The sequence below is a fragment of the Nodosilinea sp. P-1105 genome (assembly GCF_012911975.1).
In the GTDB taxonomy this organism is placed as follows: domain Bacteria; phylum Cyanobacteriota; class Cyanobacteriia; order Phormidesmidales; family Phormidesmidaceae; genus Nodosilinea.
The window spans coordinates 87,799-107,755 of record NZ_SMDQ01000008.1; the positions used below are offsets into that span (position 1 = coordinate 87,799).

Here is a 19,957-nt window from a genome sequence, read left to right on the forward strand (position 1 = left end):
TCTCCCCCACTCCTCATCTCCCCATCTCCCCATCTCCCCCACCCACCCCACTCCCATGCCCCCCATCCCCCCCACCGCTATGAACTCCGTCACCGTCACCGGCCCCTTCTGGTCAGCGGAAATAGAGGTAATTCAGCTGGCTAATCCCCGTACCAACTGGGCATTTCGCTCACTGTTTTTGGACCTGCAGCCGCGATCGCGGTTGGGGCAGGAGCGGCTGCTGTTGCCAGGGACGATGATTTTACTGGGCTGGGCCCGACGAGTGACGGTTCAGCCTAGTCCTGGGGTCGCCTTCACCTGGTCCCAGACGGTGGTGATTCCTCCGGCCTTGCCGCCAGAGGTCTTGCGGCACCACTTGAATAATGGGGATCTGTGCCTGTTGCTGGTGCAGGCAGACCCCAAGGCCTGGCCCGAATCGTTTCCCACCAGGGCAGGAGAGGCGTTTTTCCCCCCTTTGACCTGCCTGAATGGCTCCATTCCCCTGGACCGCCTGGCCACCAGTGCCACCGATGCCGAGGCCGCTACCCAGGCTCTGTACCAGGCCCTGAGGCTGTCCCTGCCCAGGGCCACCAGCTGGCAACAGCGGCGTGATCGGGTTAATGACGGAGAAGGGGCAGCCCGCCTGCTCAGCCTGGTATCGGTACACAGCAGCGGCCTGTCCCTTTACAGCCCTTTTTCTTTGCCCTGGCAGTCTCAGCCCCTGGCGGCCCCCTTACAGTTGGCCCAGACTTTCCCGGGTCGCCAACAGTTTCGCCTGAGCCTGGAGCTAGACCGCCTCACCCAGGAGGAAGCCGCTGCCCTAACAGCGGCCTGGGCCCAGTTGGGTCAAATGCTAAATCCCCTGAATCCGCTCAACCCGGCTCCTGGGTCGGCAGTGCCCCCAGTACCCAGCTGGGTCACCCTGGATGTGATCAACCCCCAGGCGGTGCCGCCGCTGTTCTGGCAGATCACCGCTTGGGATACAACCCCGGTCCTGCATCTGCCCGCCGATGAACTGAGCCTCACCCTCAGCGACCAACCCCCCAGTAGTCAGACCCATCCCCCCACTTCCCTGGCTCAAATTACGCCCCAGGTGGTCCAGGTCCAAGCCTCTCCTAACATAGCTGAGGCGATAGAACTGTTTCTCACCACGGCCCCCGAGGCTACAGCGGAGGCCCCTGATGACGATGCCCCTACCCTGACCTACAGATACAGGGGGGTGGAAACCAGTCCCCACCAGCCCTGGCAGGAGACTATTCAACTCACCAACCTGACCACCGCCTTTGACCCAGTGGGCGTGCCGCGCTTTTTGCGATCGCGCCAGCAGCAACCTCGGCCCCTGTGGTCTGGGGAAGCGGCTACACCTCTGAGCGAACCCTTGCTCTGGGGATTTATGCCCCTAGAGAATGGCTGGGCCCAGTTGCCGATTGTGAACCTGACCGAGCAGATCTATCTGGATAGTCGGGTGGCCCGTCCGCCCCAAACCGATGTCCCCCCTAGGGCCTCGAGCTTAATCCAGGGGGCGGTGTCGTTGGGCAACCACCAGCCCCTACTGCGAACTGCCCACCGCCACGAGCAACCGTGGAACCTGGTCTTAACCAACGGCCAGGCCCTGAGCGGTTCCTGGATTTTGCAGGTGCCCCCTGAAGCAGAGCCAGAGGATCCGGACGTCAACCCTGCCCTACCCCGGCGCTTGAGCCAGGTTGAACTCACCCTGCGCCAGCCCCAACTCACCCTGAATGGCCTGTTTTGGCTGAGCACCGGCCAACCCCGCCTTGAGGATGCCCTGCCGGATTTTGACGACTGGGTAGACGGCCTCCGCCCCCAGGCACTGACCACCATCAATGCCGCCAGTGATGTCTTCCCGCCGCCCCTGGTCTGCACCTTTGATCGCCTCACCCTGACCTGCCGCCACAGCCCAGGCCAACCGGCGTCGGCCCAGTTAGGTCCCTGGCAGTTTACCTATGGGGTCAACCCTGTTTCCCAGGTCTGGCTGGCGGATGACACCTCTGAAACGGCCCCTGAGGTGTCAGTACCCACGCCCCCTCTGCAACGGTTGATAGCCATGGGGGTGCTGCCCACTGACCTATTTCAGGCTTACCTGCCCCTGGTGTGGCAGCGCCATAGTGCCCTACCCATGGTGCAGGCCCTGCCCCTGACCCAAAGCCAGTCTCCGCCCAACTACCCCAGTGCCAGCCGCCAGCTCATCCCCTATGAGCTACCGGTGTCTGACCAGGGACTACCCGAGGACTGGATTTTTGGCGTCACCGGAGACAGCGGGGCGGCGGCCTGGCCCCAGGCCCAAACAACTCTCAGTCCAGCCCAGGAATGGCGCACCCTGGCCGATTTACCCTGGGTTTCTCTATCCCTGGCGGGCTTAATGCTGCGACCCCAGGCCGATACCCTGACGGCTGACTACCGCTACGACCTGCCCTACACCGACGAAGTGCAGGCCCTGGCCCAACTGCCGGAGGTGATCCCCGACCCGGATGCCCTGTCCCCTTTGCCCGCTGGGGAACCGCCCCAGCCACCGCCTCCCCTGACCCGAGAAACCCTGGCGGCCCACTGGCAGACCCTGAGCAATCTGGCCAGCCTGGCCCAGGCCGATGGCACCTTCGCCTTCGCGGTGGAGGCAGGCCCCAGGGAGGTGATGGGGCTGATCCACCCCTACCCCTGGCCGGTTGAGGTGGCGGTGGATCTCGAGTCCTACCCGGGCCAGCTTACCCTAACCGACGGCCACACCCTGGAATTAACTGGGGATGCGGCACTGGAGGGCATTTCTGGGCAGTTTCAACGGGTAGACGGTAGCCTCAGGCTGCTGCCGAATGGACTGTCCCCAGATGGACTGTCCCCCTATACCCTGACCGCCGGTAGCCTGGCCGCCTACCCCGACGGTGGGGGACTGCAAGATCAGCGGGGCTGGACCCGTTTTGTCACCACCCAGACCGATCTGCTGGTGCGATCGCCCCTGACCCTGCAGCGCGATCGCAACACCACTGTGGCTTACACCCTCACCTCTCTAGAGCAGCCCATGGCGTTGCAGGTGGGCCACCACACCTGGCAGTTCTGGTTTCGGGATTTGCCCTGCCAGAGCGAGGGCCAGCATTTCCGCCGCCGCGACACCCTGTCTCCCCTGGCGACCCAGCTGAACACCGATGTGAATGACCCAGAGGCGCGATCGCAGTTCTACAACGCCCTCAACGGTTATGAATGGCGGCTGGGGGAGAGTGCCCCCCCAGAAGACCCCCCAGAAGACCCCCCAGAGCAATCTCCAGAGCAATCTCCAGAGCAGCCCCCGGCCTATCTAGAGCTGTTGGGCCTGCATTTTTACCCCCTCACCCTGGAGGCAGTGGATATCGAGGGCGACACCGTCACCACCGTGGAGATGGTGGGCCGGCTGCAATTGCCCCTGGTGCCTGCCACGGGCGAGCTGGAGGAAGTGAGCAACGCCGTGCGCCTGCACTTTAGTTCCAGCCAGACCGAAGCATCCCTGACCCTAACCCAGATCCAGTTGGAATCTGAGGTGGCGGAATGGCCCCTGGGCACCACCCAGGGAGAACTGGACAATGCCCCAATGCTCTCCTGGACGGCCATGGGGCTGACCTACCGGGACGGGGAGCCGGTGATTCAACTGGGAGATCCAGCGGCGGGGGAACGGGGCCAGGTGTGGCTGCGATTTGTCCTGTTTGACCAGATCTGGTCGGTGCCCTTCGCCCCGTTTCAACTGCCCGCCGCCCCTGGGTCAGTCTTTACCTATGACTTCCCAGCCCCCACTGCCTTCACTCACCTGGCCCCCTTACAGGTGGATCTGTCTCTGGATCTAGAGGACTGGCACCACCAGGTCTCCCTGGTGCTGGAGGTGCAAATTGGTCGGGGACACAGCACTGGTAATCAGCCACAATCAGCCTTCCTAGCCCAGGTGCGGTTTGACTTACTGCAGCACACCCAAACCTGGGAAACCGCCGACTTTTTCTTTGGTGATCTGCAGGGGCGAGAAACCCCTAAAGATCGCCCTGAGGTGGTGTTTTGGCCCGGCACCCTGCAGTTTCAGTGGCAGGGTTACCAGGCCCAATCCCAGCTGTATCAAGCCGAGGATTTGCAACTGCTACCGGGGTGGCACCTGCAGGGCTCCGACCAGGCTCCCGGCTTTGCGGCCCTCACCTTTACCCCCAGCGTGACTACCCCAGAAACCGCTGACTCGCGGCTGCAGCTGGTGACCCTGGAACTAGACACCGCCTTTATGGAAATGCTGCTGTTTTGCCAGTGGGGAGAGGGGTTGCAGCAGGGGGGGCAAACCGAGGCAGATCGGTCTCAGGTGTATCGCTCTTCAGCCGGAAATCTAGCGGTGGGTTATACGGCCCGCTGGGATGTCTCCCGGTCAGACCAGAGCAGTCCCCCCTGGCAAGAATCACTGCTGATTAACGGCTTTTTAGAGGTGCAGAACCTGCTGTCCTGGCCCCTGGACATGGCCGTGGCCACAGACCAGAACCAGACCACCCTCACCCTGCCAGCCGCCATGGCCGCAGGCCAGCCCCAACTCCTAAAACATGTGCGCCACACGGCCCGGATCTTGTTTAACCAGCATGTCCCGGAGGCCGCGTTACTTCAGCCGGGGCCAGAGGAACTGCTATTTGACTTTGCGCCCGATCGCCCGTGGGAATTTTTGGCGGTGGTAGAGCACCAGTTAATTACCGTGCTACCCCAGTCCCTGGATTTGAGCCACCACAAATTGCGGGATGACCGTCGCTGGACCGTCACCCAAACAGTGCGATTGGGGCTGCCGGCCCAGCTAAAGCAGTTTGCCCTGGCCCAGCGGCCGCACCGAACCGTAGACCCAGCCCAGGGGGTGCAACCCCTGGACCAGGCCCTGGGGGGCTCCCTGGGGAAGGATCTCTGGGAGGTGCTGGCCACCGGAGACAATTCCGCCCTGGATCAATTAATGGCCAAAACCCTGCTGGTGGATCTCAGCAATCCCCATTGGATTCGCCAGGCCCCCATCCCCACAGGGTCCCCGACCACCCTGCAATTTTTACCCAACGGAGCCCAGTTGGGCATTCCCAGCAATCCCCAAGACTACGTAGGCTCTGACCCCCACGACCCCCTCTGGCTCCTGCTGGCCCTGCCCTTTGTCGGTCGTCTGCAGCATCAAGGTCGGGATCTGCCTGCAGCCGCTGATATCCTGCCCAGTGGACTGCAAGTAGATCCGATCGTGGCGATCGCTGCCCAACCTGCCGGGGACACCCTCTCCCTGGCCCACCTGCTAGCCGCTTGGGGCAACACCCAGCCGCTCACCAGGGTGGTGTCCAGCTTCGACACCGCCCTGGGCCGCACCTGGGCTCGCTTAGATCCCCTCTCCCTGGAAGAAAGCTGGTTCCGCCTGCAAAACCCCCAGCCAGAACCCAGCCTGGAGGGCCTACAGAGTGTGATGGCCACCCGGCCCGATACCCCCGCCCGCCTCAGTCGGGCCACCGCCCTCCAGCAAGCCTTTAATCCCAACCGTCAGAGTTATCCGCCCCAGCCCAGTCTCGATTCACCTCCAGACCTACCCACGCCTAGTCTGCTGGTCGTACCCAACCTGGAGGAAGGTGAGAACGGGTTACAAGTCTTCTATCAGTTTCAAGCCGGTATAGATCGGAACCGGGTGCAAGACGAATCGGGCCTCAGCCCAGCCATCGACCTGACCATTCAACAGCCCGGCAGGGTCGAGTGGTCTTCCAGTGGCTTGCGCCTGACGGGTGACACCCTGATTGCTTCCGCCGCCTTCCCCCAGCGGTTAGTCGACGCTTGCCGCCAAACCAACGAAATCACCCTGGAGGCCTGGATTTACCTGACCGATGACCAGGTGACCTCGCAGGGGCAAGGGCCCAAACGCATTGTTACGCTGTCTCTCGACCACGATAACCGCTACGTTACCCTGGGCCATGGCTTCGATGGGCATCGGGGAGGGGCAGTAATCAATGGACGATTGCGCACCAGCAGACAGAACAGTGCCAATGGCATGCCCAGTGTGACCACGGCGGATCGCAGTCTGGGGGCAGGCCTTTCCCACATTGTCTATACCCGCAACTCTCAGGGAGCGGTGCGCATTTACATCAACGGTGTAGAACGCGGGCGGGGCACTGTGGGAGGGAACTTGTTCCCTGAAGCCTCTAATGAACGCAACTTTCGTCTGGCCCTGGGGGATGAAATCATCGGACAACGGGCCTGGCGGGGGGAATATCGACAGGTGGCCATTTATAATCTGGCCTGGTCTGCCCAGGAGGTGCAGCGACGTCATCAAGCCGGGGTCCAGAGTCATGCCTCCCCCCCCTGGCAGATGACCGGCTTACACCTGTGTACGAGTAAGCTGTGGGCTGTAGCGCCAGAAACGGCCCAGGTCAACCGCTACGCCGCCGCCACCCAACTGTCGGTGCTATCCCCCGACCCAAGCCAGCCCTATGCTTTACCGGTCAGCCTGGCGGTCAGTCCCTACCTGGGGCTAGAGTTTCGCCCGGCCCCAGGGCACTACACCCGGCAACTGGTGTCCGCCGAGCTGCTGTGCCTGAACCCGGCGGCGCGGCAACTGCGCCCCGTGGCCAGCCACCTGTGGGAGGATGCCGCCAGCCCAGACAGCTCAAACCCGACTCCCCCGGAGCAGCAAATTGCGACCTGGGCGCAGCAGACCCACCTGCGCTTGGCCCCCCAGTCCTCCGTGGCGATCTTGCGCTATCGCCAGATCAATCGCCTGGTTCCCCCTGATTCAACCCCTGAGACCACAACGGCACCAGACAGGCTCACTCCCCCAGTGGCCCCCCTCACCACCACCTACGATTTCCAGGTGGTGCCAGCCCTGATCCTACCGGCCCAACTGACCCAGCGGGTATTTCAGTTGCGATCGCGGGTAGACCAACTGCGGTTTCGCCAGGGGCAATTTGGCGGACCTCCCCTGGCTGAAGGTCTGAAGGCTTTTGAAGTCGCTCCGCCCCAGGTGACTGGGGTGCAACCGTTCTATCTGACTGAACGTCCCCCGGTAGTGGATACCGAGTCAGCCACCCCCTCCATTGAGCCCTGGCCCTGGGGCCTCAGCGCCCTCCGGTTTAGCGTAAATTACACCGAAGAGCAGCAGGGGATCCTTGGCATGTTCTACCCTGCCGTCAAGCAGAATCCCGACCAGAACCAGAACCAAGACCAGGACCAAAATCCCGACGACCAGGACCAGAACCAGAACCAAGACCAGGACCAGAATCCTGACAACCAGGACCGGAATCAAGACCAGCAGGGCAAGACCGATCCCCCCTACCGCCGTTGGTGGCAAGCCCCCCACTATCAGGTGCAATTCCGTTCTGCCCTGGCTGAGGACGGACCAGCCGCTGGTCTGCCGCCCTATTTTCGAGCCCCGGCGATCAAGGGCCTGCTGCCCACCTGCCCCAACCTCCGGCTGCCCCCGACCACAGCGGATGACACTGGCTGGCAGCCGGTGCTGCCCGGTGCCCTGCGCTACTTCCTCACCGGCGACCGGGCCGGGGTATTTTTAAGCCTGCGCCATCAGCTTGTGAACCAGTTTGGCTCCCATGACACCCTGGCCTCCGGTAGTGTGCCGGTGCAGCATCGCGTTCCCCGCCCCGTGCCCCTGCCCCCCAACACGGCCCCGACCACGGCCCTGCGCCCCTGGGCGCATTATTTTGCCCCAGGCCAGGGCCAGGCCATCAACCAAACCCCCTTTGACACAGCCTTTTTTGCCGAGGTGGTGAGGGAGAATGGCGGTAATCAACCGGCCCAGGGGCTGTTGATTACCCTGGTACCTCCGGCAAGGGGTGAAATCGATGGGGAGTGGACAGGGGAGGTGCGTCTGGCAAGGGGTGAAATCGATGGGGAGTGGACAGAGGAGGTGTGTCTGCAACTCCAGGACCTAAACCCGTCTGATTCCCCGGCGTCATGGGCCGTCCGATTAAGCCTACTAGGGCCAGATCAACCCCTGGTTTACAGCTCGGAGAATGAGACTTACAGCCTCGACCCTACCCAGCAGCAGACCCTGGCAACCCTGCTACGGGCTAAAGTGCCAGGAGATGTGTTGACCCTGCAAGCCCAGGTCACGCCCCCGGGGTCCGGCTCTGGTTTTTACCAGACCCTCAGCTTTCCCCTGCGGCTAACGGATTTTGACCGCTCTCCCCTGCCCCTGGAACCATACTTCATTCAGTTTGAGGATCCAGAATATAACCGCCAACTGGCCTCTGCCGCCGCCCACGCCACCCAGGAAGTGCTGATTCCTGCTGCGAATGACCAGTCTGAATCGGCCAGCCATTCGGTGCAGCTGTCTTGCGATCGCACCGAATACAACCCCGACAGTACCCTGGCCCTGCGCTACGACTGGGATGATGACACCAAAAGCGGTCAGGCCATCCTGACCATCCGGCGAACTCGGGCCGGGGTGACCACCTCGCTAGTGCCAGGGCCCTCCTCTAATCTCGCCCTTGACCAACTCGCTCCCCGCCAGCTCATTCAACTCCCCCTGGCGGACCTCCGTCTCCACAGTCAGCGGGACCAGGTGGCGTCCCTGACCACCGGCACCGTGCTCGAGTTTCAGCTCACGATCCAGACAAAGGATGAAATTTCTGTCCAGCCAGAGGACAAGCCAGAGGATGAAACTGCCAAGCCCTCCCCCGACCCGGTCGTACTGACGGTGGATATTGTCGAAGACCCCGTCACCCCGGCTACCGAGGCCGCCTATGGGCTCCTGCGCCAGCGTCACCCCGGCCAGGTGGAATGTGTGCGCTTCGCCTGGGGACCCATGCCCCAGCGGATTGACCTGATTCAACCCGAGGACCTGCGCACAGAAATTGTCCGCCGCCGCGCCGTCTTTCAGTGGCAGGATGCCGTACGCCCCGTCGCCCCTGGGGCGGAGCCCGTCCACTATGCCATCCAAAAGATCAGCCAAACCGGATCGACCTATAGTCCTCCACCTCCGCTTATCTACGACTTTATGAGCTTGTACAGTGGCAATTCCCAAAATGGTGAATCGTTTGAACTCACCGTAGATGGTCTAACTCTGGTGATGACAGCCACCAGGGTCAACCCAAACACTGGAGACACCCAACCGCAAAACGTGACCATTAGTGAACATGGCGTTGGCGTCTCGGGATCTGACGGTCTCGGAATCGGCCACCACGGCAACTGGGTCGAAACCCTGCGGCTGAGTTTTCAAGGACAATCGGTTCACTTGCTGTCGGTCACCTTTGGGTCCACCAAAGACAACTCCTCCTTCACCCTCAACCATGGGGACGGGTCTGAAATCATTCAGGCTAAAACCCGAGAGCAAATGGACACTCCCAATCCCGAGTTTGACTTTGAGCAAGCGGGCATTGTCACCGACCAACGCACTGGGAAAATTTTTGACTTTTCGGTGCCCGCCTTGGGTACCGATGACGACTATTTTTTGCGTGCCCTGAGGGTGCACCCCTGGGGCGGTTTTGCCAGGGTTGATTGGTCTGGGTACAGCGGCGATCCGCAAAAAGCGGCAAGGGCCAGCCGACGAAGCTAAAGACCAATCAGATCAGGCTTAAGAATATCCCAACTAAAAAAACATCCCTTCCAAAGATGCGAACTTGGCCCAACGGGCCGGTTGCGGTGAGACTCCAGATAAGTATTTAGTTGGAACTCTCTAAACCGATATTTTTCAACCAACAATCGATACGATCATGGGGCCATCCTTGGGGATGGCCCCAATTTGTTGTGCCCAATTTTTGCCATGTCCCCCTCCTCCCCAGTCCAGCTCGATCGCTACACCAACGGCACCTATAGCCCTGGGGCTCCCCTCTGGCGGCAGGTGTTGTGGTACTTTGTCGGCCAGCCCCTGGTGCAGGCCCACTGGTTACCGATGTCGGGGCTAAAGGTGGCCTTGCTGCGGGCCTTTGGGGCCACCCTTGGCCAGGGGGTGCGGATCAAGCCGGGGGTGCGGGTGAAGTTTCCCTGGCGGTTGACCGTAGGGGACCATGTGTGGATTGGCGAAGACGCCTGGATAGACAACCTGGCCCCGGTCACCATCGATAGCCACAGCTGTATCTCCCAGGGGGTTTACCTCTGTACTGGCAACCACGATTGGAGCCATCCCCACTTTGCCCTGGGCACCGCCCCGATTCACCTGCAAGCGGGGTGCTGGCTGGGGGCAAAGGCGGTGGTGGGGCCAGGGGTGACGGTGGAGGCGGGGGCGATTTTGGCCCTGGGGGGGGTGGCGGGTCAGTCGCTGGCGGCGATGACCATTTATGCTGGCAATCCGGCCCAGCCGATTAAATCACGGGTGATGAAAGACGCCTTTCTGAGCCAAAAACAAACCGATTAAATGTCCGATTTAAGGAACAGTTAGAGTGCTGCCCAAGGCGGCGATCGCATCATTGACCTGGGCCTGGGCGGCGTCAGTGGCGGCCACCAGCAGTAAAAATATTGAGTCTCCCCGCTGGCGGGCATAGATCTGGCCTGCGATCGGCTGCGGCGGGGCATTGCCCTGGGTGAGGCGGCCAGTCCAGCTGATTTGGACCCCATTGCCGGCAATCGGTTGCGGTGGACCCAGCAAAAACCCCTCCCCATGGCGGAAAGTTTGCTCAGCCATGGCGACCAATTCTGCTTCTGAGAGGGCGGCGCGATCGGGGGGGAGAGGGGAAACAGCCACGGTGTAAGCCAGGCTGCCATCGGGGGCTTGCAACAGGGGGGCGTTGGCCACCGTGCTCACCTGATAGCCGTCTAAAATGCCCACTTGAAAGCGCCCCTGAGGATCTTCGTATTGACCGCTAACCATGGGCAAGGTGGGGGCCAGGGTGGGCGGCGGCGGATTGCCCTGGGCTACAACTGACCCAGAACCCCTGGCAGCAGTCTGATTAGACGACAGCATCAAAGGTCCCATGGTTAAGCTAATGACCACCGCCAAGCCAACTAAAATCAGGAGCCGCGATCGCCGTAATAACCGTTTCATGGTGATGCCCTAATCTGATCAACGCCAAGCATAGCAAGCCCCTAGGCTGACTGGCACCCCTTGTATCAAATCGCTTCATAATGGAACTAATCGCGTAGCATTACCCCTCAGACTATGGCCGACCCCGTCACCCTCGAAGATATCTATGCCCTGTTTCAAACCTCCCAGGCTGAGGCCGATCGCCGGGCCGTTGAGGCCGATCGCCGGGCCGTTGAGGCCGATCGCCGGGCCGCTGAGGCCGATCGTCGGATAGCAGAGCTCAATGCTGAGGCTGATCGTCGCTTGCAGCGGTTAGAGCGAATTGCGGCCAACACCAGCCGCGAGGTGGCGGGGTTAACCACCCGCTGGGGTCAGTTTGTGGAAAATCTGGTCGAACCAGCGGTGGTGCGTCTGTTTCGAGAGCGGGGGATTGAGGTGCAGGAAACGGCTCGACGGATGCGATCGCAGCGACCGGGGGCTGAAATGGAAATTGACATCTTTGCCGTCAATGGGGATGTGGCGGTGGCGATTGAGGTAAAATCTCGGCTGTCTCGCCAGGATATCGAGGATTTTTTGGCTCGGATGGCCCGGTTTCGGCAGGCCTTTCCCCACTACCAGGACTACCAAATTTATGGGGCAGTGGCGGGCATTGAAATCGACGAGGGAGTCGACCGCTATGCCTACCAGCGGGGGCTATTTGTGATTAAACAAACGGGAGATACGGTCACCATTGCCAATAATGCCGCTTTTCAGCCTACAGCCTGGTAATTCCCTAGGTTTAACCCCGACAAGTACAGCGATACAGTCTGGCTAGCAGGGGCAATAGGCTTCCACACAGCGGGCAAACATTTCTACCCCCAGGCCCAGGGCGGTTTCATCGAAGTCAAAGCGGGGATGGTGGTGGGGATAGGCCAGGGATTTTTCAGTGTTGGCAGAGCCCAGGAAAAAGTAGCAGCCCGGCACCTCCTGAAGGAAGAAGGCCATGTCTTCGCCGCCCATGGTGTGGCACTCGGGCACGACCCCAGCCGGGGTTTCCACCACCGACAAGGCCACCGATCGCACCAAATCAGCCATGGCAGCATCGTTAATCACCGGTGGGTACAGGGCTTTGTAGTCAAAGCTGTAGCTGGCCCCGTGGCTCTGGCAAACCCCGCCAATCACCTGCTCTAGGCGCTGGGCAAAATAGTCGCTGTAGGCCTGATCGAAATAGCGCACGGTGCCGCCAAAAGTGACGCTATCGGCAATCACGTTGGGTGCTTTGCCCCCATGGAACTGGCCCACGGTGACCACAGCGGACTTAGTCGGATCCACATTACGGGCCACGATAGTTTGCAGGGCATTCACCACCTGGGCCCCCACCACAATCGAATCCACCGTCTGGTGGGGCAGGGCTCCGTGCCCCCCTTTGCCCTGGATGGTGCAGCTGAAAAATTCTGAAGCCGCCATCAGGGCACCGGTACGGACGCCTACGGTGCCCAGGGGCAGGTTGTTCCACAGGTGCAGGCCAATGATAGCTTCCACATCGGGGTTTTTGAGCGCCCCGGCTTCGATCATCGGTTTGGCCCCCCCCGGCCCCTCTTCGGCGGGCTGAAAGATCAGCTTGATGGTGCCCTTGAAGCTGTGGCGATGCTGGGACAGGTAGTAGGCGGTGCCCAGGGCGATCGCCACATGGCCGTCATGGCCACAGGCATGCATAATGCCATCGTGCTGGGAACGATAGGGCACCTGGTTCTCTTCTTGGATGGGCAGAGCATCCATATCCGCCCGAATGCCCAGCACTGGGCCAGGGGAAGTACCTTCAATCACCGCCACCAGACCGGTTTCAGCGACCGCATCCCGGTAAGGGATGCCCCATTGGTCCAGTTGGGTACGAATAAAGTCTGCCGTCAGCCACTCCTTAAACCCCAACTCTGGCCGCTGGTGAATCCGCCGCCGCCATTCCACCAATTGGGGTTGCAACCCTTGAATGGCTGGGCGAATGCGCGAATGGTCGACGGGACTGGGCGGGGCGGTGGTGGCAAACATAGGGTACAGGGATGAATCAGGGATAGAGGCTTGAGGTTAGGGAACAGCCCCAACCATAAGCTGGTGGCGTCGTGGCCTGGGGAAGGCGGCCTAGGTACAGCATAAACCAGTCGCCCCGGCCCCATTGTCTAGATCAGGTGTCTTTGTCAACGGCCGATGGCAAGCGACAGTGGCTTGGGGGGCGTCACTTACTTGGCGATCGCCAGATCGGCATAGAGGGGAGTGGCATTACAGTGAGATAATTAACCCAGTGGCTAGGCTTTAGCCACCCTTGACCTCGACCGAGAACGCCCCTATGACCATCGCTGAGCAGCTGATTCGGATGGCCGAAGACGAGCTGACCGAGTACAGTACCGATGCCCGCAAAATTGAAAAGCTCCGCCGCAAGTTTAGCTTTGCTGTGCCTTACCCCAAGCAAAAGGCGGTGCGGGACCAGGTGGCCGCCAGCCTGCCAACCAACGTTGTGGCCAAGCTAGCCGAGGGCAACCGCCAAACCATCGCCTTACCCTTTTGGGGCATTGGCGGCCTGGGGCTACTGCTAGGCATTTCCGGGCGACAGCCCCTGGATTTTATCGCCACTGGCGTGGGCTTTTACCTGGCCTTCCAAATCCAAAAGTGGGGCTGGGAACTGCAAGCCAAGCGCCTGGTGGTGCAAACGCTGGATGATATTGAGGCCAGTATGCACCAGCCCCAACCCGAGGCTCCTTAGTACCGCAAGGCAGAAGAACGAAGAACGAAAAGGACTTCCAGGACACACAAGGGCTTCCGCGTCAGAGTACTAGATAGATGTCGGCGACACAGATTTCCAGTAAAAAAGAGCTTTCAACCTAATCATCCCCTCCTGGGAGAAGTAGGGGTGGCTTCCTCTAGGCGAGGAAGCCGTTAGGTGACTTCTGGGAAACGTTCTCCCTAATCAAAATCGTGGGTCAAGATCGCTTGCCCCCGCTGATAGATTTCCTTGGCGTAGTCGGTCCAGGTGCCCTGGCCCCAGTAGCGGAAACAACTGGTTTGCAGCAGCAAATTATGCAGCAGGGCATTGCGGTAGCGGGGTTGTCGCTCTAGGGCTTCCCCCTGTTCAGGTTGGCGGGTCATGGTCTGGTGAAACTGGGCACTCAGCCGCTCTAGGGGCACCATGACGTTGTCATAGCCATCAACCCAACTGCGATCGCTGGTCCAAGAGCCCCCCTGCATATGAAAGTTGCTGTCCTGGAGCTGGATCGCAGCAATGGCTGCAGCGACGGCCTCTGCACCAGTGCGATCGCCCAGTTCGGCCCACAGACGACTTTGACCAATTGCCTGGCAGCTGGGGAAGACCTCAGGACCATAGCCCGCCTCGGCCAGCAGTTCCAAATACTCGGTGCCATTGAAGCCAACGACGCCCCTGCGGCCACCCCCCTGATCCCGCATCTCGTACCAGGACCGCATAAAGGCGCTAGGGAACTCGTTCATCATCACGCCGCCATTTTCGCCGTCGCTGATTTGGCTGACCAGGGGCGGTACAACGCCATCCCCCAGGGTTACAGGGTGCAGGGTTTTAGCTTCCCAGTAGGGCTGCATTTGGCCCACCAGTTTGGTGTCCGAGCCCTGGGTTTTAATCAATACCGTGATATCGGCCACCTGGCCCGCAGAATTTTTCGCCACCAGCTGGTGGGGCAGGTGAGGTTGGGCCAGGGGATGCCCCCCCAGGGATTCCACCGTGTGTTCTTGCACCAGCAACCACTGATAGCCGCACTGCTTGAGCATGCTGACAAAAGCGTAAAGCACGTCAGGGTGGTTAGGCAGGTGCATTTCCGGCGGCGAAAACCCCCGCACCCGGGCCAGGGCATCCAGGCCAAAAATCGCGGCAAAGTGATGCTGCCAGGCGCGAATGTGCAACTTCAAATCGGGGATGGGAGTGGAGGGCACCACGGCGTGGCCCCAGCAGGTACCCAACCATTCCACATGGGGCTGGTAAGCGGGGTCGTGGGTAATTCGTCGCAGCTTATCGAGAATGTCGTGGCGCCCCATTTGCTGTAGTCCCCACAGCAGGGTGCCCGAGTAGTCAAGCATCACCCGAGGATTACAGCCCTGGTTGACCAACTCAGGAATGAAGTCCCCCAGGCGGGCATAGCAGTAGGCAAAGGGGCCAGCGTTGTGATTATCCCCATCGTAGGGATGCTCAAACATGTACTGCAGGTGGTTGATCAATTCCCCCTGACTCCCCGCCGGGATGGTGGGCTGGTGCATGTGGAGAGCGATCGCAAACCCGGCCTGAATCTGGTCCAGGGATAGATTGGTATGGGGCAAAAACACCGACTGCTGAGACCCCATGGCAGCGGCGATCTCTGCCTCCCAGCCGGCGATGGGGGGCAACCCGTCCTCCAGGGCCGATAAATTTAGGGGTGACATAGTAGCGCCGGTCATAGGCAGTCCTTATTAACGTAATCAGAAAACAAGATTACTTTTAGTGTGGCACCCCAGGCGGCATTTACAGCACGGCTGACAGAAAATTTCTGGCTGGTGGGTCTGCCGATGCCCCAGAGCCAGTTAGAAGGTGATGTCCAGCCCAAGCAATAGACCGCTTTGGGACTGATCCAAGCCAAATTGGCTGATGCCCTCGCCAATCAGGTACCTGGAGTATTTATACTGATAGGCCAACTGTAGGGCCAACGTGTTGGTAAAGCGGTAGCGAGCACCAGCCAGCAGGTTCCAGGCAAATGCTTCGTCGGCCCCAATCGCCAACCCAGAGATGCCGCCCTGGAGGCCCAGACCCCACCGGTCAGACAGTTCAAGGCTGAGTTTGGCTCCCACCATCGGCTTCACCAGCACCGTAGAGTCGCTGCGGCTGAGCTCTCTCAGCACGACAGGACCGAGGTCAACGTCAAATTCGAGGGAGCTACTGAGCGCTACCAGACTCAGACCCAGGTAGGGATCGACCAACAGCCGCGGATAGGTCGGGGCATTGGTGGTAGTGGTGCCCAAGAACTGATCGACGACTCGATAATAACCGCCCAGGTTGAATGTGGTCGTCCGCCCGGTGGCCGTCACATCCACGTCTAAGGGAATGCCCGGTGGAATCGGCTGGCCCGTCCGCAGCGAGGCTAACTCTGCAACTAGAGGAGGCAGGGGAAAGTCAATAATAGTGCGCCCATCCCGCACAAAAATGTGGGACAAATCGGCAAAAAAGCCGTACTGGGGATTGCGAGCTTCGAAGCGCAGGGCACCGGAAAAGACTTTGTCGAGGCTGAGAATGTCGCCCAAACCCGTTGAAACCGACTGGGTGAAGCCCCCCACCGTCACATCGGTATTTACACTAAAGGGTACAAAGATATAGGGCTCCAGCACAAATTCCCAGTCATCCCCCCGGTTAGCGGGTCTCACCTGGGCCAGGGCAGGCCCAGGCTGGGAACTGGGCAACGCCGTTTCCTCGACCGTCGACCCTGGGTCTAGGGGGATTAGACTCTCCGCTGTTGCCACCCAAGTGTCAGGGTTGTCGTAGTTTTCGGGTAGCTCAGCAAAGGACAAGGGTAAGGCTTGCATAGCCGTGGGGTCAGCTGACCCCAGGTCTGATTCAACCGTGAGGCTCTCAGCAAACATTTCGGCCAGGTTCCCAGAGATCTCTGGGGTTTCAGTGATGCCCACATCAAGCACCAGGTCATCCCCATGGGCTTCGCCGGTAGCGGATTCAATCGTTGGGGCAGGGGATGCTGAGGCTGGGGACTGGGCTGAGGCAAAGGCGATCGCCAACACTCCCCCACCCAAGAACATTCGTTTCAAAAATCCATGATTTAAGCGCATGAGTTCACCCTCACAAAATGTTTATAGAAACTCTGACCTTTAACAACCCCAAACCCTCAGTTTGGGATCATCAAAATCGCTGGAAGAGCGCTGCTAAGTACACATAAGTCCTGAGACCCTTGTGGGCAGGGCTTTCCCTCCATCCCCCAGCCCCTTCCTCCCAGGGCGGGAGGTAGGGGAGTAGAGCTTTCAAAGCCCCTCGCCCTTCTGGGAGAGGGGTTTGGGGAGAGGGAAGACCTCAGCCGAGAGCGAGTTTCTCCCGTTTGGGCTTTCCCTCCATCCCCCAGCCCCTTCCTCCCAGGGCGGGAGGTAGGGGAGCCGGAAACTCTTATCTGGTCTTACTTTTGCCCATTTTGAAACCCTTGTCTGGCCTTCCCCATCCTACGGGAAGCAAGCTACGTCCATTTTGGGGAGAGGGGGATTGTTGGCGTAGCCTGCCCAGAGGGCTTGGGGGAGGCACAGATCCTCCCCCCTTTGCCTACTGCGGCATGTCAACACTGAGCAGGGCCGATGTGCCATCGGAACCTAAACCATCGATGGCAGAGATTGGCATCACCTTAAGCTCATCGGTATCAGCCAGCTGGCTAAGGTCAAACATGGTGTAGTTCAACCCGTAATAGGTGCGGAGAAACACCCGCGCTTGACTGAGATCCGCCAGAATCGTCCAGGGGGTATATTCGGTGTCCCCCATGGCCAGGGCATCCCCTTCCCCACCTCCGCTGCCAGGGGGATCGTAGGTGATATCTTTAGGCCGATCAAAGTTATTCATCACCCGGGCCAGGGTGAGAATCGCCCCATCGGGGTCAGACGCTTTCTCGGCAAACTGGGCATAGTAAACCGCCCGCACGAACCGGCCAACAGAAGTATTTGAGCTGGGCAAGCTGGCGGTGGCAATGCCCGAGTCGGGCTGATTCACCGGCAAAGTGCCAAACGTACCCGTTGACTGATCCACATTGCTCAGGTGGGTGTAGTTATTGAGGTTGGTCAGGTGCCAGTCAAACTGGGGGCCGTTGGTCATCACCCCCACCGGGTTGTCGTAGATTACCATCTCACCTTCGTGAAATTCGACCACGATGGTGGCCCCGGTGCGATCGTTCAGCACAAAGTGCACCGGAGCCTCTGCCCCACCAATCGCGGCCGCCGGGGTAAACACCACGGCCTGGTCGGCCAGGGCAGCCTTGACTTCCTCAACAGTCTGAAACTGCCCCAGCGCCCAAGACCCCATGTCGTTAACCGAGAGCAGCGACTGGGTTACATCCAGCTGTCGCTGAGTCCCCGCCGCCGAGGGATAAGCCAGGATGCTGATCGAAAGCCCTTGCTCGTTGATCCCTTCGACCACCTTGAGTTCATTCGCTGTCAGGGGAGAGGTGTCGGTGGGCGCACGGTTGGGAATCGTCACCGCAAACATGGCGTACTGGGCGGTGTAGGTCAACGGTGGAACGCCGTCCACATCCGATTCAAAAGTTTGCCCTGCCGGAAAGTAGGTCAACAACCAGGGTAAATCTCCCCCCAGCTCCATTGTTCGCCCATGATAGGCGTTGCCGTTGGCATCGAGATAGGTGAGCTTGGTGCAGGCCATGACCGGTGCCACATTGGCCAACCCCACCAGTCCCAGGGCAATAGCAATCATCGATTCACGCAAACGGGCTCTAGAAAACATTGTCAATCTCCAAACACCAGAATTTGACTTAAAAGTAGGCTTTGCCAATCGGTCGGCAAAATTTTTAGGCAAGTCTGCCTCTAACATCGCCCTATGCCAACGGTAGGCAAACTCAGGGGAAGTTGATTGGGCAAACTGAGTAGAGGCTGCTGAGGGTGAGATATTGACCAACCCCACCAGCCCCGATATAAACGCAATGGTTAACCCATGACGATACTGTTTAAAGAGCATAGTTAGACTCTAGTTATTGTTGTCTTTCAAACACCTTTACCCTAAAACGACTGCCGAAGATATAAATTGAACAGGGTGCCCCTCGGGCTGTTGTCATTCCGGAGAACGACCCCGCCGTAGCCAACTGTCAGCAGACCTCCCTCCCAAAGAGCCCCCCCTAACGTGCCCCCTACCCCCAGCCAAGACTGAGCATTGTTATTGTCAACACCATCGCTGGAGGTGGCCCCGCCGCCAATGTAGTAGGCACCTAGTGCAGCAAAATATTTTTCTCCTAAATCTGTTGAGAGCTGGCTTTCTAACCTAAATATGGGCGCTTGAGACGTGACATTAGGTCTGAAATTAAAACTCGAGAATGAAGGCGAATTATTGTTGGTGAAAACATCTACTGAGGGGATGATCTCCAGCAGCGTGCGATTACCAGGTGCCCAGTTTGGCCCCAGATTAATGGTGGTAGGTAACCCTGCCCGAAAAGCAAAGCGGTTCGACCCAATGTTGATCACCTGATCAGTGCGGTAGTTTCCGGTAGGGAGGGTTACGTTTAATAACCCTTTCATGACGACATTGGGATTTTCTTCGGAAAAGTAGTACTGCACATATTCTGGAATATCAACCACAGGGGCACCAAGAATGCCAATTCGGAGCTCAGCCTGGGCATCAGCTAGTCCAGTATTCTGACGAGAGGCACGTAGCTCCCCTGCACTTGCACCAGCATCTACAGTGACGACGGGTTGAGTTAGGACAATCTGAGTTGAAGTATCAGCAATGGAGAAATTGCGAATATAGGTAAATACAAAAGCCGTGGTATTGACATCAATATCCAGTTCTGGCAAGGGTTCGCTGATATCAAAAGAGGTGTTAGTCTGGAAGTTTTTGATCTGAAAGAGAGCAGCATTTGTGTCAGTTGGGGCTGGCAGAAACTGGCGTGGCCCATAGGCTTGAGCCTGGACAGGTTCAGAACTCACTAAAGCAGTAGCCAGGCAGACAACCCCGGCGAATATGGATCTAACTTTCTGGCTAATATCTAATCCCATGTCGTCACTCCACCACAATAAAGAAACGTGAAACTAAACTTAAGTCGGTAAATTCTAGTAGATAGGCCAGAAGCCAGAATCTAGGCCCTTCTTGTATTCTGAATCCTGACCCCTGAATACTATGACGGACATAGCTTACCAGCTTAAAGAATACGCCCGAAAAACAAGCTGCCAAGAAACGTGAGGCTGATTGCCTGACACGTCTCTACTGTAGGTTGGGTCGATTGGGTGCAGCGCAGCGTTCGCGTAGCGTGTGTTTTGCCCTCAGCGTCTCCTCTCCAGGGGAGAAAACCCAACACTCGTCGAGGATTTAGGGCTTGTTGGGTTCTGCTA

General features: G+C 59.4%; 10 protein-coding genes. 4 read left to right on the forward strand and 6 right to left on the reverse strand.

Features of this window, described 5'->3' with window-relative positions; translation table 11 throughout:
- Positions 1 to 79: 79 nt before the first annotated feature.
- Both E1H13_RS05645 and E1H13_RS05650 read left to right on the forward strand, forming a co-directional pair.
- Entirely contained in the window at positions 80 to 9,496 is a 9,417-nt protein-coding gene (locus tag E1H13_RS05645) for a LamG domain-containing protein (RefSeq protein ID WP_169612432.1), read from the forward strand.
- Positions 9,497 to 9,703: 207 nt separating this feature from the next.
- The gene (locus E1H13_RS05650) at positions 9,704 to 10,294 is read left to right on the forward strand and encodes a WcaF family extracellular polysaccharide biosynthesis acetyltransferase (protein ID WP_169612433.1); all 591 of its coding nucleotides are present in this window, start codon (positions 9,704 to 9,706) and stop codon (positions 10,292 to 10,294) included.
- Positions 10,295 to 10,303: 9 nt separating this feature from the next.
- Here E1H13_RS05650 and E1H13_RS05655 read toward each other — a convergent pair whose 3' ends face one another.
- Complete coding sequence (locus E1H13_RS05655) at positions 10,304 to 10,921, reverse strand: hypothetical protein (RefSeq protein WP_169612434.1); 618 nt, start codon at positions 10,919 to 10,921, stop codon at positions 10,304 to 10,306.
- 114 nt (positions 10,922 to 11,035) lie between these two features.
- On the opposite strand from E1H13_RS05655, the gene E1H13_RS05660 reads away from it, so the two are divergent.
- Positions 11,036 to 11,668 (forward strand): hypothetical protein, encoded by a 633-nt coding sequence (locus E1H13_RS05660; protein WP_169612435.1) that lies wholly within the window; start codon positions 11,036 to 11,038, stop codon positions 11,666 to 11,668.
- A 42-nt stretch (positions 11,669 to 11,710) separates the two neighbouring features.
- Here the strand turns inward: E1H13_RS05660 and E1H13_RS05665 are convergent, their stop codons facing one another.
- Positions 11,711 to 12,925: a M20 family metallopeptidase gene (locus tag E1H13_RS05665; RefSeq protein WP_169612436.1), complete on the reverse strand. Its 1,215-nt coding sequence runs from the start codon at positions 12,923 to 12,925 to the stop codon at positions 11,711 to 11,713.
- 295 nt (positions 12,926 to 13,220) lie between these two features.
- Here E1H13_RS05665 and E1H13_RS05670 point away from each other — a divergent pair, with 295 nt between their 5' ends.
- Positions 13,221 to 13,634 carry a hypothetical protein gene (locus tag E1H13_RS05670; RefSeq protein WP_169612437.1) on the forward strand — a complete coding sequence of 138 codons (414 nt, stop codon included), beginning with the start codon at positions 13,221 to 13,223 and terminating at the stop codon, positions 13,632 to 13,634.
- A 200-nt stretch (positions 13,635 to 13,834) separates the two neighbouring features.
- Here E1H13_RS05670 and E1H13_RS05675 read toward each other — a convergent pair whose 3' ends face one another.
- From E1H13_RS05675 to E1H13_RS05690, 4 genes are all read right to left on the reverse strand, one after another.
- Positions 13,835 to 15,328: a glycosyl hydrolase family 57 gene (locus E1H13_RS05675; protein ID WP_240966476.1), complete on the reverse strand. Its 1,494-nt coding sequence runs from the start codon at positions 15,326 to 15,328 to the stop codon at positions 13,835 to 13,837.
- Positions 15,329 to 15,451: 123 nt separating this feature from the next.
- Positions 15,452 to 16,702, reverse strand: coding sequence for a hypothetical protein (locus E1H13_RS05680; protein ID WP_169612438.1), 1,251 nt, complete (start codon positions 16,700 to 16,702; stop codon positions 15,452 to 15,454).
- 478 nt (positions 16,703 to 17,180) lie between these two features.
- Complete coding sequence (locus E1H13_RS05685; RefSeq protein ID WP_206070079.1) at positions 17,181 to 18,362, reverse strand: linear amide C-N hydrolase; 1,182 nt, start codon at positions 18,360 to 18,362, stop codon at positions 17,181 to 17,183.
- A gap of 272 nt (positions 18,363 to 18,634) precedes the next feature.
- The gene (locus tag E1H13_RS05690; protein WP_169612439.1) at positions 18,635 to 19,624 is read right to left on the reverse strand and encodes a transporter; all 990 of its coding nucleotides are present in this window, start codon (positions 19,622 to 19,624) and stop codon (positions 18,635 to 18,637) included.
- Positions 19,625 to 19,957 lie beyond the last annotated feature (333 nt).

Excerpts from the sequence above, each read along its gene's own strand:
- E1H13_RS05670 (WP_169612437.1), top strand. The coding sequence starts at position 13,221 with ATGACCATCGCTGAGCAGCTGATTCGGATGGCCGAAGACGAGCTGACC.
- E1H13_RS05665 (WP_169612436.1), bottom strand. The coding sequence starts at position 12,925 with ATGTTTGCCACCACCGCCCCGCCCAGTCCCGTCGACCATTCGCGCATT.
- E1H13_RS05645 (WP_169612432.1), top strand. The coding sequence starts at position 80 with ATGAACTCCGTCACCGTCACCGGCCCCTTCTGGTCAGCGGAAATAGAG.
- E1H13_RS05675 (WP_240966476.1), bottom strand. The coding sequence starts at position 15,328 with ATGACCGGCGCTACTATGTCACCCCTAAATTTATCGGCCCTGGAGGAC.
- E1H13_RS05650 (WP_169612433.1), top strand. The coding sequence starts at position 9,704 with ATGTCCCCCTCCTCCCCAGTCCAGCTCGATCGCTACACCAACGGCACC.
- E1H13_RS05690 (WP_169612439.1), bottom strand. The coding sequence starts at position 19,624 with ATGGGATTAGATATTAGCCAGAAAGTTAGATCCATATTCGCCGGGGTT.
- E1H13_RS05680 (WP_169612438.1), bottom strand. The coding sequence starts at position 16,702 with ATGCGCTTAAATCATGGATTTTTGAAACGAATGTTCTTGGGTGGGGGA.
- E1H13_RS05655 (WP_169612434.1), bottom strand. The coding sequence starts at position 10,921 with ATGAAACGGTTATTACGGCGATCGCGGCTCCTGATTTTAGTTGGCTTG.
- E1H13_RS05660 (WP_169612435.1), top strand. The coding sequence starts at position 11,036 with ATGGCCGACCCCGTCACCCTCGAAGATATCTATGCCCTGTTTCAAACC.
- E1H13_RS05685 (WP_206070079.1), bottom strand. The coding sequence starts at position 18,362 with ATGTTTTCTAGAGCCCGTTTGCGTGAATCGATGATTGCTATTGCCCTG.